We start from the raw sequence: 12,764 nt of genomic DNA, 5'->3' as shown, positions 1-12,764 counted from the left end.
GGTGTATCCGGCAATCGCGAAGGAGCGCAGAAGGAGCACCCATGATCAAGACGTTCAAGATGAAGCTCTACCCCGGCATGGAAGAGGAATACGAGCGGCGCCATAACGAGCTGTGGCCCGAGATGGTGGATATGATCCACGCCCACGGGGGCCGCAACTACACCATCGCGTTGGACCCGGACACGCTCACGCTGTTCGGCTACATCGAGATCGACGACCCTGAGCGGTGGGCCGCCGGGGCCGACACGGCCGTCAACCGCAAATGGTGGGACTTCATGGCCGACATCATGGAGACCAACGAAGACAACTCCCCCGTCTCGGTTGACCTGCCCGTGCTGTTCCACCTGGATTAGCTCCTATGGTCAAAACAACACGGTTCTCGTAGCCCATCCGCTTGAACGGGCACCCCATCACAGGCGTTTTCCCAGGTCATAGCTTTTCGGTTCTCGCAAGATCGCGACTGAAACTACGAGAACCGTGCCGTTTTGTCCAAAGCGGCGCACTGCTCCGTCATCTTCACTATAATTGACCGCTGAAATCGAAAACGAGTCGGCGGAAGCGAGCGAGATCATGCATGTGCACACCCCCATTACCGTGCGGTACGGCGAGACGGACATGATGGGGGTGGTCTACCACGCGAACTACCTGCTGTACTTCGAGGACGCGCGCATCGACTTCCTGGACGCGGTGGGGTTCTCCTACAACGAGCGCATCGAGCAGCAGGGCTACATGAGCCCCATCCACGACGTGGAAATCCACTACCGCAGTCCCTTGCGCTACGGCGAGGCCGCCTTCGTGCGCACCTCGGTGGCGAAGAGCCTGCCCATGCGCACCGTATACCGCCAGCAGGTCTTCCGCGCCGACGACGCCGCGGGCGCCGACGAGGCCGGCGAGCCGCTCCTGCGCGAGGGCGCCACCCCGCTCGTGGACGCGCTCGTGACCCTCTGCGTCGTGGAGCGCGACACGTTCAGGCCCGTGAGCCTCAAACGCACCTTCCCCGAGCTGCACGCCCTCTACGAGAAGATCGCGGAAGAAGCCTGAGAACCGCCCTCGTAGAAGCGGACGCGGTTGCGACGGGACGGCCGAAGCCGTCCCCTATGGATGGGCGGAGGTATCGGGGGCAGCCAAAGCCATCCCCCCAACTCCTTGGCAAAAGTTGCAGAAGATGCAAAAAACCGTCAAGGAGACCTCCGAGGGAAGCGGACAATCCCGCGCGGGACAACCCCCATCGCGGTTGACTCCTACAAGCGTGCCGCCAGTCACCCCTCGTCGATGAGGTGCAAAAGCTCCTCGCGCTTGTTGATACCGAGCTTGCGGTAGATGTTGCGCACGTGGGTGCGCACGGTGCTGATGGAGAGCACGAGCGACTTCGCGATGTAGGCCGGTGTGAAGCCGCGGGCCAGATACACGAGCACCTCGGCCTCGCGGGGCGAGAGGCTCCGGGCGGCCGACACTTCAGCGCAGCGGGCCTCGAGCGTGTCGCGCAGGGAGGGCTCGGGGGCGGTCGGCGTTGCCGGAGAAGCGGCCGCCACTGCCCCGAAACCTGCGGCACCCACCGCCTTCGGCGCGGGCACGCCGTCGGCCACCCGCGCGGGCACACGGGCGCCGTCGGCCGCCGATGCGGGCGCGCAGCCGGCCGAGACCCCTTCGCCACCGGCGGCCCCTTCCGCCCCCAATGCACCGCCCTGAGGGGTAACGAGCCCATCCCAGGCTGTGCGCCCAAGAAAGAGCAACAGCACGGCCACGAACAGCCCCGTGACAACCGGCAACCACGAGGAGAAGTCGGAGCCGGGCATCGCCGCCGACAGGACCTGCGCGAGAAGGGCCGCGGCGGCCGTCACCGCCGTGGCGAACGAGCACGTCAGCTCTGGAGCGACCTCGCGGCTATGCGTCACAGCCAGAAAGAGCGCACAGCCGATCATGGCCAGCACGAGGTAGAACCCGTAGAGCACCGTCACCGACGCCTCCTGGGGGAAGGTGCCTGCAGGAAAGGCCCCCAGCACCACGAACACCGCGGCCAGAAGGGGCACGAGCACGCGATAGCACCACGGCAGAAGCGGACGGCGCCCCCACCGCGCGCAGACGAGAAGCACGAGAGCCGCCTCGGGCAGCGACCCCAGATACGTCGCCGGCATCGTTCCGAACGCGCCGTGGGCCACCAGCCCCGTCATGAACACATAGGCCGCCAAACCTAGCAGAGGAAGCCAAGTGACCGAGAGCAGGCGACCGAGCGCGCCCTTGCCGCAAGCGACCGGCACGGCCTGCGGGGCATCCGCCTCATCCGGGGAATCCTCGGACTCTATGAGCAGCAGGGGCACGGTGCCCGCAACCACCAGCACGCAAAACGCCGGCAGAAGCAGTGGCAAGGGAAGCAGTGCGAGAATCCAACCCGCGAGGGCCGCGCCGCCTCCCACGAGCGCGCACAGGGCGAGCGACCGGTCCATGGGAGCGGCCACCGCCCGCGCCCACGCGCACAGCACCGCCGGCAGGGCGCCTCCGGCCACGAGACCCGCGCCGGCGGCCCCGAGAGGCCACGGGTCGGGAGCCACGAGCAGGACGATGAAGGCGAGGGCCGCCGCCAAGTAGGCGACCACCGCGCCCCTCGCGAGACGATTGCCATCGCGAGGGGCGCCTCGGAGCGCGCGGGCGCAGAGGAAGGCCCCCGACGCCACCGCAGCCAAAAGCAGACAGAGCAAAAACGAGTCACCCAAGGCAGCGTAGCGCGGCACCCCACCGAGAACGACGATGACGGGCATGCAGCTGAGCAAGGTCGTCGCAAAGGCGCAGAGGGCGCCGTGACGAGGGCGCAGCTCCGCGAGCCGCGCGAACGCTCCCGCCGCAGCTCGGTCTTTCTCGACGTTAGCCATGGGCCCTCGCCCCCCTGTTCTTCCGCTCGGCCCGGTAGTTCCTCTCGCATAGGCGGCGCAGGTGCCGCGGCAAACTTCGCCGCCGCCGAGCGTCCCGCACCTCCTTGACGATTCGATTCTAGCACCTGACCTGCGAGCCCAGCGCTCACCTCATAACCCGTGGACAACTCGACAACAGAGGCTTTGAGCGGGCAATACCCAAAAAGCGCGATGCGGTTACCCAAGAGCGGCGATGGCGAAGGGTGGCAGGGCGGCCTATAGTGTCGTTGTTCCTCTTTGGAGGCGGACTCCCAGCGGCGCGGCTTTTTTGGGGCCATTGAGGTCGGGCCGCTCCGCCTCCGTCAAGGGCTTTGCGGGCACCCGGACGACAGCGCCGGACGCCCGAGGGCGGCGGCTCTCCTTTCTGGCCGCCGCCCGCTTCCTTCCACTCACTGGGATAGGTTGCGCGCTTCAGGGGAGCGCGCAACCGCACGCAAACAGGGCGCCGCGTCACGAAAGAGACGCGGCGCCCCTCTTGTTTTCGTCGCGGAACCGAGCCACGTTGCACGGCAGTCTCCCTGCGGCGAACAGGCTTGCGAGCAACAGCCCCCCTCCCGCCGCCCGCGACCCCCCGCGGCAAGCGCCTCCCAGAGCCGAACGAGAAGGCCTTAGAACGGACTCGCGTACCAGCGCATACCGTCGGGCAGGCGGGCAAAGCCCTCCTTCTGGAGCAGGTCGGCCAGAGGCGTGGCCAGCACGTCGCGGCCGTTGAAGTGCTCCACCGTAAGCTTGCGGCGCGCGGCGGCAGAGCCTTCCCGCTTCAGCTGGGCGCGCACGAATGCCGCCAGCGCCTTCACCGCCGCCGCGAGGAGCGCCCCATCGCTGGTGAAGGCGAGCAGCGCCTTCAGCCGCGGCGCGGCCCATAGCACCGCATGCCCCTCGGCAACGACCACAAGCGCCCCTTCTCGACGGCTCGGCTTGGCGGCCACGAGGGCGGCGTCCACAGCGGGCGCAGCCCCGGCCGCCTCCCAGGCCACTTCGGGCCACGGGATACCGGCGCCGAACAGGCAGGCCGGGTCATCGGCGGGAAGCACCACGCAGGGCGCGGGTGCCGCCGGACCACCGCGCGCACCTTCCAGCCCGGCGGCCCGATGGTGCGCGCCTTCCGGCTCGCCAGTGCAGACTCGATCACCTTCGGGCTCGGCAGCCCATGCCCTCAGCGCCTCCACGGTCTCCCGCGCGGCGAACTGCGCCGGGCCCATGTCCTCCACGAACATGCCGCGCGTCAGCTCGCCGGCGTCCTCCATGGCCCGCAGCACGGGATAGAGCGGCGTGAGGCCTCCCGGCACGCCGGCCGCAAGGGCAACATCGCGCGTGATGACCCCGTAGCGGTCGAGCAGCGACTCCACGAGCCCCATCGCCTGCACCGTGGGACTCTGGCCCGAGGGAGCGAGCGCGAACCAGCGACCGGCCAGCGCGGCGTCGAAGGCCGATGCCGCCCCTTGCCGCGCAACCACCGCCGCCCGGGCCTGGGACCGCGCCTCGCGGTACAGCGAGCGGCCCCGACGGCTGCTCGCCCGGCGACGGGAGGGCGGGGGCGCCTGACCTGCTGGCGAAGACGCGGAACCATCCCCGCGCGCCAAACCGCCGGCTCGCGGGAAGCCGAGGGCATCGCTGGCCGCTTCCCCCGCCCAGACGAGCCGCTCGAGCGCCTCGGCCACTTCCCGGTCAGTCGGGGCCGGCGCGCCCGCAGTGCGCGCCACATGCTCGGCGAGCAGGCGGAAGGGCACGGGGCCGGCATCTGCCAGCACGCGCTGCACGACCGCATCGAGGGAAGACGCGCCCCCTTCGGAGCACCCAGGCTCGGAGATCATGGGCGATGCCAGCCCCGCCTCCCCATCCACCGGCAGCGGAGCCAAGAGGGAATCGGTCGGATAGAATGCGACGACGCGCGACCCTGCCACCGTGGAGGCTGCCCACAGCACCTCCCCCGAAGCGACGAGCTCGTCGAGCATGCCGGGCCGGTAGTCGGGCACCCGCGCGGGGAACACGTCGCCTTCCCACTGCGCCATGGAAAGTGCGGCGCCCTCGAACTGGGCGATCACCGCAGCCACGCCGTCGATGCCGGAAAGCGCCGGCTCGCCGGGACGAACCACTTCCTGGCGCGCCAGCAAAAAGCGCACGTAGGCGCTCGCATCCACCGGCCGCACCGCCTCGCGAGCCCGGGCCAGCGACCGCGACCGCAAACGCCGCAGCACCCCGCCGTCGACCCAGCGATCCGCTCCCAGCCGCGTAAGCCGGCCCGCTGCCGCAAGACGCTCGAGGGACTCCGCCGCCAATGCAGGGCCGAGACCCAACGCCGCGGCGGCATCCCCGGTGCCGAACAGCGTATGGGTGCGCGCGAAGCGGGCGACAAGGCCGTCGAGGAGCTTGTCGCCGGCATCCTTCCACGCTTTCCCGTCCCGTGGCCCAACTCCGGGAACAAGAGCCCATGACGGCACCGGCACGCCGAGCACCGCCCGCAGGCGCGGCCCGTCGTCGCCCGCCGCCCACTTTCGCGCCCCGCCGAGGGCAAGCGGGAAGGTCCGCCGTTCGGCGTTCAGCTGGGTTAGCATCTGGGCAGCAGCCTCCGCCGGCGCCACGGCGCCCTCCGGCAGCTCGAGACGCGCAGCCACCTCTTCCACGGTCAGCGGCCCCAGCTCGCGCAAAAGGTCGACCACGCCCTCGGCGCCGCGCACCTGCCAGCCCGCTGCCGTGCGCTGCAGCTCGGCAAGAACCTGGGCCACAACCCCGTCATCGAGAACGTCCTCGATTGCCCCGGCGCCCACCAGCTCGCCGAGCAGCGCGGGATCCACCGCGAGCAGCGACGCCTGGCGCTCCGCATGGGGCAAATCTCCCTCGTAGAGGTGCTCGCCCAGATAGCCGAACACAAGCGGCGCCGCGAAGGGCGACGGCACGCCCGTGCGCGCCTCGCTCATCTTGATGGCGCCTGATCGCAAGCCGTCCATCACCTCCCTCAGCGCCGGCAGGTCGAACACGTCTCGCAGGCATTCCCGCAGGGCCTCCAGGATGATGGGGAAATCCTCTTCCTGTCGCGCGGCCTCCAGAAGCTGGCCTCCCTTCAGGCGCTGCTGCCACAAAGGCGCCCGCTTGCCCGGAGCCGTAGGCGACATAAGCAGGGCACGGGCCGCGCACTCGCGAAAGCGCGCAGCGAACAGCGCCGTGAAGCCCACGCGCTCGCGCACGATGGCCTCCAGCTCGTCGGGATCGAACAGGAACAGTTCGGGGCCGGGCAGGGAGTCTTCATCGAGGGGCACGCGGATCAGGATGCCGTCATCGGCCGCTGAGACCTGGGGATCGAAGCCCAGCGTGGTGGTTATGCGATGGGCCACGGCCAGGGCCCAGGGCTCGTGCACGCGCCGGCCGAAGGGCGCGTGCAGGATAAGGCGCCAGTCGCCCGTCTCGTCCTCACAGCGCTCCACAACAAGCCGTCTGTCCGTAGGCACCGCGCCCGTGCTCTCCCGCTGGGCAGCGATGAGAGCGGCCAGGTTGCGCCGCGCGCTTTCGTCCAACCCGTCGGCGCACAACCGCTCGCGCAGAGCCGTGGACAAGAGGGGATCCTCCCCGTCCGAGGCGGCCTGCACCCGGGACGCATGCTCGGTGCTCTCGCACGCATCATCCTCCGACGCACCGCGCCCCACGCCGCCGTCGAGGGCCCGCACGAAGGCACCGCGGGCGCACCCGGCCTCGAAGGGACGCGAGGGAGCGTCGCCGTGCCAGAAAGGCAGGCGCCCCGCACGGCCCGGGGCCGCTTCCACGATGACGCGGTCGGCGCCGATCTCCTTGATGCGCCACGTGCTCGTGCCCAGCGCGATGATATCGCCCACGCGCGATTCCATCACCATCTCCTCGTCGAGCTCGCCCACGCGGCGGCGTCCCTGCCTCGCGTCGCCCTCGGGCAACACCACCGAGAACATGCCGCGGTCGGGAATGGCGCCCGAGGCAGTCACCGCGAGCCGCTGAGACGCAGGGCGCGGCTTCAGGAGCCCCGTCTCGCGATCCCACAGGATGCGGGGCGAGAACTCGGCCACCTCGCCCGAGGCGTAGCGCCCGGCGAGCATGTCGAGCACGCCCTCGAAGGAGCGCGCACCTAAATCGGCATAGCAGGCCGAGCGGCGCACCGTGGCCAGCCACGCATCCGCGGGAAGGCCATCGGGGGCCGCAGACACTGCTGCCACCGTCTGCTGGGCCAGCACATCGAGCGCGTTCTCCACGAGCCTCGTGCTCTCGATGGCACCGGACTCCATGCCCTCGGCCATGACGGCCGCGTCGATCACCTCCACGCGGGTGCGCGGGAAGATGACGCCTTGGGACCGGCCTCCCACCTGGTGGTTCGCCCGGCCCACCCGCTGCAAGCCGCTTGCCACCGAAGGGGGCGCGGCCACCTGCAGCACCAAATCGATGGAGCCCATGTCGATGCCGAGCTCCAGGCTGGAGGTGGCCACCACACAGGGCAGCTCGCCGGCCTTCAGCTCGCGCTCCACCTGCAGGCGCTTCTCCTTGGAGACCGAACCATGGTGGGCCTTCGCGATGAGCACCGGCGGCTCGGTCACGAGCGCCGTGGTGGAGCCGATGTCCGAGCGGAAGCCCGTGCCCGGAGCCGCACGCATGGCATCGGTCCCCGCGACCACCCCGCGCAAGGTGGCGGCCGCCCGCGGGGACGCCGCGGCCTCGGCGCCATTGCCGCCGCCGGCGCTGCCCGCATCGCTCCAGTAGCCCGCCGACTCCGCGCGGGGCCCGTCCAGACCAAGCCGTTTGGCGTACAGCTCGTTCAGGCGTGCCGTCAGCTTCTCGGACAGGCCCCGCGAGTTCACGAACACGATGGTGGAGGTATGGGCGAGCACCTCGTCGAGGATGGCCGCCTCGATGTGCGGCCAGATGGATGCCGTGCCCAGGCGACTGTCGGGGTGAGGTGCCGCCTTCGGGGCCGCCCCCGACTCGGCGGCCATGACGGCCCGCATCGCCCGATCCGACTTCCATGCGTTCTCGACGGCCGCTCTCCGGGGGCCGCCGCCCCGCTCGCGCGTTCCGTCGCCCGCACCGCAAAAGCCCCCGAACGCGGGAACCGCCGTCATGTCCTGCACGGGCACGCGCACCGCCAGATCCAGCGCCGGGGGCGCCTCCTGGGCTACCACCGTCACCGGGTGCGCGCCGCCGAGGAAGCGCGCCACCGCATCGCGCGGCCGCACCGTAGCCGACAGGCCGATGCGCTGGGCGGGTGCTTCCAACAGATCGTCGAGCCGCTCCAGCGACAGTGACAAATGGGCTCCACGCTTGTCGCCGGCCAGCGCGTGCACCTCGTCCACGATGACTGTCTCCACGCTTTGCAGCACCTCGCGCGCCGCCGAGGTGAGCATGAGGTAGAGCGACTCGGGCGTGGTGATGAGGATGTCCGGCGGATTGCGCACGATCTTGCGGCGCTCGTCGGGCGTGGTGTCGCCCGTGCGCATGGCCGTGCGGATCTCGGGCGCCTTCGCGCCCGCCTGCTGCGCCCGGGCCCCCGCCAGCTCCGCTATGGCCGCAAGGGGCCCTTGCAAGTTGCGGTCCACGTCGGCGCCGAGGGCCTTCAAAGGCGACACATACAGCACGCGCACGCCCCGGGCCCACTTCTCCCCCGCCGCGGCTGCGCGCGCCTTCTCGGCCATGAGGGCGTCGATGGCCCACAGGAACGCCGCCAGCGTCTTGCCCGAGCCCGTCGGCGCGATCACGAGCGCGTTCTCGCCCCGCGCGATGGCCTCCCACGCCCGCGCCTGCACCTCGGTCGGCTCGCCCAGTGCAGCGGCGAACCAAGCTCGCGTGGCCTCGGAGAACATCCCGAGCGCGGCAGATTTCTGAGCCGCTCTCACAAGAGCCCCGCTTCCTCGAAGGGGGCCAGGGCGGCCTTCAGCACAAGCTTGCGTGCCGCCAGCTGCTGGTAGGTTGCCGTGCGCGTCTTGCCGTGAGCGCGCAGATCGTCCAAGGTCGCGATCACCGACTCCCGCTCCTCCGCCAAAGCCGCCAACGCCGCCTCGAACCGCGCCAACCGCTCGCCATCGTTCATTACGACCTTCTTTCCCTTGCTCGAAAAGACTAGGCGATGCCGGCGGCAGCGAGGTCCCTGTCGACAAGCCATCGCAGATAGTCGGAGCGCTTCATACCCAAGCTGTCAGCCCGCTTGTCCATGCGCTCAATCTTCTGCTCAGTCTCCTTGAAGCCCACGAGCTTCAAATGCTCGCCGAACTTCAGCGGCCGACCAACGATGACCTCGCCGACCGGCACTCCCGGAATCTCCCCCGCCTCCCAGGGAGCAGCAAGCTCCTCGATATCCTCGCGGGTTAGCCCGAACATCTCCTCAATTTCCTTATCGGTCTTCATAGAGCTACCTCCTAGCCAAACCAAGCTCACGAAGAGCCTTTTCCGTCGGTGGTGTTAACGCATGAAAAATGATGACCCTATCCCCTCTGTCACATCCAACTATCTGCATCGCGCGCATGTTGCTATCGAAGCCAACGACAAGTATTTCATCCTCCCGAGGCACTTTCCTTCTTTGCTTTCTTACGAAATTATTCCACGCATACAGTACGTCTTCTTCGGTCAATCCATGCTTCAGAGCATGGTCATGTACAACGATTTCGATCATAGCGTCCTACTTTCGTTAAACGAAATTATAATGCAGGGCGAGAGGCGAGGCAACAACTCCCGGCAAGCGTTGCCCCGCTGAAATCGTCTGAGAAAATGTGAGGGATAGCGACCCACGACAGCCTCCTCTACTTCGGACGGCTGTCCTTCATGCGATGGAAGTTAGGGAACGCACCCAGCCTTTGGAACATCTGTTTCCTTTATCATACCCAAACATATGTTCTTTTTCAAGAGGGTATTTTACTGGGGCAAGCCGTGCTAGCATGGGAGCAGTTCCCAAGCGAAAGGAAGGACGATGCGCAGTAACGAGGTGGCGAAGCTGGCGGGGGTGACGGTGCGCACCTTGCGACATTATCATCAGCTGGGGCTGCTCGCCGAGCCCGAGCGTTCCGAGAACGGCTACCGCGACTACGCGGCGACCGACGTGGCCCGTGTGCTGCGGATAAAGCGGCTGGCCTCCCTCGGTTTCCCCCTCGCACGCATCGGCGCCATCCTCGACGAGATGGACGCGCCGGGCCGGTCCGGCGCGAGCGCTTTGGAGGAGCTCGACCGCGAGCTGGCCCTGGAGATCGAGCGTTTGGAAGAGCAGCGCCGCATCATCGCCGCGCTGCGCCGGGAAAACCTCGACCCCGACCTCCCCGTGCGCTTCGCGCGCATCCTGCGCATGCTGCCCGGCGTGGACACCCTAGCCGACGCCTCCCCCGATAACCGCACTGCCCTCATCGTGGCGGGACACCTCTACGACGAGGAGGAGCTCGGCGAGTTGGAGCGCGTCGTCAGGCGCATCGCCAGCGACGACCTCACCGAGACCATGCTGCACCTCGATCAGCAGCTGACCGCCCTTCCGTCCGACGCCTCCGAAGCCGAGCGGGCCGAGCTGGCCGCCGAATCCCTGGAGGCCCTGAAGCCCGTCATCGCCTGCTTCGACACGGCGAACTGGCTGCGCCCCTCGACCGACCGCGAGCAGTTCCTCGACCGCATCGCCTTCGAGGGCCACAATGCCGCCCAACAGGACGTCTACCACCGTATCGAGGCGGGCATCGAGGCCATCATGGAAGCCCGCGTGGAAGCCGAGCGGGCACCCCGGACCTGAGCACGGGCCGCCCTGGAGAGGACCGGGCGGCCGGGCGGCCGATTTCTTTTCCCGCCCCCCTTGACCCCGACGCAACGTCATAGTTTTAACTGCCTTCCCGAAGTTCCGCACTTTCGAGAAAGGCCCCCCATGTCCCTTGCCGCCCCTCAGGCCCGCACGCCCCGCCCGCCCCATCGTCCTCGCAAGGTCGCTCCGCGCTACCTGCTCTCCTGCGCGCTTTCCCTGCTCGGCAACTCGGTGGCCGGCGTCGTGCTGCCGCTCGTGCTGCTCGCCACCACCGGCGACGCCCTGGCCGCGGGCACCCTGGCGCTCATCTGCGCGGCGCCCCAGTTCCTCATCGGGCTTGTCGGCGGCGCGCTCATCGACCGCTTCAACCGCCGCAACGTGTCCATCGTCTCCGACATGCTGTCGGCGGCCAGCGTGGCCCTGCTGCCTGTCGTGGACATGATCTGGGGATTGTCCTTCGGCTGGTTTGTGGCCCTCGGCCTTCTGGGAGCCGTCGGCGACATTCCCGGCATGACGGCCCGCGACGCGCTGGCCCCCGCCGTATGCGAGCGCGACGGGCGCAGCCTGCAGAAGTTCATGGGGCTGACCCAGTCCCTCGATTCCCTCGTGGTCATCGTCGGGCCCGCCCTGGCCGCCTTCCTCATGGGCGCGGCCGGAGCGGTGAACGCCCTGTGGTTCACCGCCGTCATGTCAGCGGGGGCGGCCCTCGTCACGCTCACGCTGCCCCGAACCGTCGGCCGTACCGGCAACGAGCGCGCCCTGGCCGGCTCGGCAGCCGCCATCGCCACCGCTACCGCGGGCCCCGGCCTTGTCGCCGAGGCCTGGGCTTCGCTGAAGTCGGGGGTCGCCGTGCTGTTCGTGCGCGACGAGCTTCTGCGCTCCTGCATGCTCGTAAGCTTCGGCATCGTCATGATCCTGGGGTCGCTGCAGGGCCTCGTGCTGCCCGTGCACTTCACCGCCGCCGGCACGCCCGAACTGCTGGGCTACGTGCTGTCGGCCATGTCGGCGGGCATGCTGGTAAGCTCGCTGGCCTACGCGGCGCTCGCCTCTAAGCTGCGCCGCCGCACCTGGTTCATCATCTCGCTCGCCGGCATGGCCGTCGGCGTGCTGGCCTTGGGGCTGCTGCCCTCCTTCCCTTTGCTGCTGGCCGGCGCGCTGCTGCTCGGGCTGTTCGCCGGTCCCCTGTCGGCCTTGCTCGGCTTCTACATCTTCGACCGCATTCCCGAGGGCAACCGCGGCAGCGCCCTGGGCACCCAGAACTCGCTCACCTTGGCCGCGGCGCCGGTGGCCGTGTTCGCCACCTCGCTGATCGTGGAAGCGTGGGGCGCAGGCGCAGCGGCGCTCGCCCTCGCCGTCTGCTGGGGCGTGGCCACAATCTGGGCGCTTACCACCCACACCCTGCGCGACCTTGCCGAAGAGGACGGGAGCGCCGCCGCGCCGAGCGATGTCCGCACGGCAGACCGAAACGCGGGCCCTGCCGCCGTGGGCGCCGAACACCCCTCCGTTCTCGCCGAGTAACCCGCGCGCTTCCCCTCAGCCACTGCCTCTTGCAACATAGCGGCCGCCCCGTGCAACTGAGGCCCACAGGCCTTGCGCCGGTGCCGTGAAGCGGGCACACTGGCATCGTTCGAACACCATGTCTGAGCGATACCGAAGGAAGCCCCATGAAACTGACCGTTGAAGAGCACCCCGGCCTGCCCGATATCGAGGTGGACATCCGCTGCCCCTCCATCGACCGGCGCGTAGAGGCCATCGTGGCCGCGGCGAACGCCGCCGAGCGGCGTCTGCTCGGCGCCAACGAGCAGGGCACGTTCATCCTGGAGCCCGCCCAGGTGCTCTACGCGGAATCGGTGGACGGGAGGTCTTTCCTCTATGGGCGCGACCGCGTGCTGGAAAGCCCGCTGCGACTTTACGAGCTGGAAGCGGAGCTGGCCGGCAGCGAGTTCGTTCGGGCGTCGAAGTCCCTGCTCGTGAATTTCGACGCGGTGCGGGGCCTGCGCCCCTACCCCAACGCCCGGATCGAGCTCATTCTGGAAAACGGCGAGCATCTCATCGCCTCCCGCCAGTACGCGCCCGCCATCAAGCGCAAGATCGGCCTGTAGCCGGTCGACCGGCAGCCGCCGCACCCAGCCTCTCGAACC

Annotated in this window: 10 protein-coding genes; 5 read left to right on the top strand and 5 right to left on the bottom strand. The window is 69.0% G+C overall.

From position 1 onward, the window contains the following. Nucleotides 1–41 precede the first annotated feature (41 nt). The gene (gene rhaM, locus C811_RS15410; RefSeq protein WP_016310649.1) at nt 42–353 is read left to right on the top strand and encodes an L-rhamnose mutarotase; all 312 of its coding nucleotides are present in this window, start codon (nt 42–44) and stop codon (nt 351–353) included. Between the two features lie 217 nt (nt 354–570). After that, nucleotides 571–1,041, top strand: coding sequence for an acyl-CoA thioesterase (locus tag C811_RS15405; RefSeq protein ID WP_016310648.1), 471 nt, complete (start codon nt 571–573; stop codon nt 1,039–1,041). Between the two features lie 218 nt (nt 1,042–1,259). On the opposite strand, the gene C811_RS15400 is transcribed toward C811_RS15405, so the two are convergent. The 5 genes from C811_RS15400 to C811_RS16800 form a co-directional block, all read right to left on the bottom strand. Then, entirely contained in the window at nt 1,260–2,867 is a 1,608-nt protein-coding gene (locus C811_RS15400) for a response regulator transcription factor (protein ID WP_016310647.1), read from the bottom strand. 647 nt (nt 2,868–3,514) lie between these two features. Beyond that, nucleotides 3,515–8,752, bottom strand: coding sequence for a DEAD/DEAH box helicase (locus C811_RS15395; RefSeq protein ID WP_016310646.1), 5,238 nt, complete (start codon nt 8,750–8,752; stop codon nt 3,515–3,517). Further along, entirely contained in the window at nt 8,749–8,946 is a 198-nt protein-coding gene (locus C811_RS15390; protein WP_016310645.1) for a hypothetical protein, read from the bottom strand. The genes C811_RS15395 and C811_RS15390 overlap by 4 nt, the downstream gene beginning before the upstream one ends. 29 nt (nt 8,947–8,975) lie before the next feature. Continuing rightward, nucleotides 8,976–9,260, bottom strand: coding sequence for a hypothetical protein (locus C811_RS15385; protein ID WP_016310644.1), 285 nt, complete (start codon nt 9,258–9,260; stop codon nt 8,976–8,978). Between the two features lie 4 nt (nt 9,261–9,264). Next, a complete protein-coding gene (locus C811_RS16800; protein ID WP_156997117.1) occupies nt 9,265–9,525 on the bottom strand; it encodes a hypothetical protein in 261 nt (86 codons plus the stop codon). Between the two features lie 294 nt (nt 9,526–9,819). Here C811_RS16800 and C811_RS15380 point away from each other — a divergent pair, with 294 nt between their 5' ends. The 3 genes from C811_RS15380 to C811_RS15370 all read left to right on the top strand — a co-directional run bounded on the left by C811_RS15380 (nt 9,820) and on the right by C811_RS15370 (nt 12,725). Further along, nucleotides 9,820–10,617: a MerR family transcriptional regulator gene (locus C811_RS15380; protein WP_016310643.1), complete on the top strand. Its 798-nt coding sequence runs from the start codon at nt 9,820–9,822 to the stop codon at nt 10,615–10,617. A 129-nt stretch (nt 10,618–10,746) separates the two neighbouring features. Further along, nucleotides 10,747–12,141: an MFS transporter gene (locus tag C811_RS15375; RefSeq protein WP_016310642.1), complete on the top strand. Its 1,395-nt coding sequence runs from the start codon at nt 10,747–10,749 to the stop codon at nt 12,139–12,141. A gap of 146 nt (nt 12,142–12,287) precedes the next feature. After that, nucleotides 12,288–12,725, top strand: a complete 438-nt coding sequence (locus tag C811_RS15370) for a LytTR family DNA-binding domain-containing protein (protein WP_016310641.1) — start codon at nt 12,288–12,290, stop codon at nt 12,723–12,725. The last annotated feature ends 39 nt before the right edge of the window (nt 12,726–12,764 follow it).

The organism is Adlercreutzia caecimuris B7 (genome assembly GCF_000403355.2).
Taxonomy (GTDB): domain Bacteria; phylum Actinomycetota; class Coriobacteriia; order Coriobacteriales; family Eggerthellaceae; genus Adlercreutzia; species Adlercreutzia caecimuris.
Note: the sequence above shows the minus strand (reverse complement) of the source record. Positions and strands in the feature narration are given on the sequence as shown.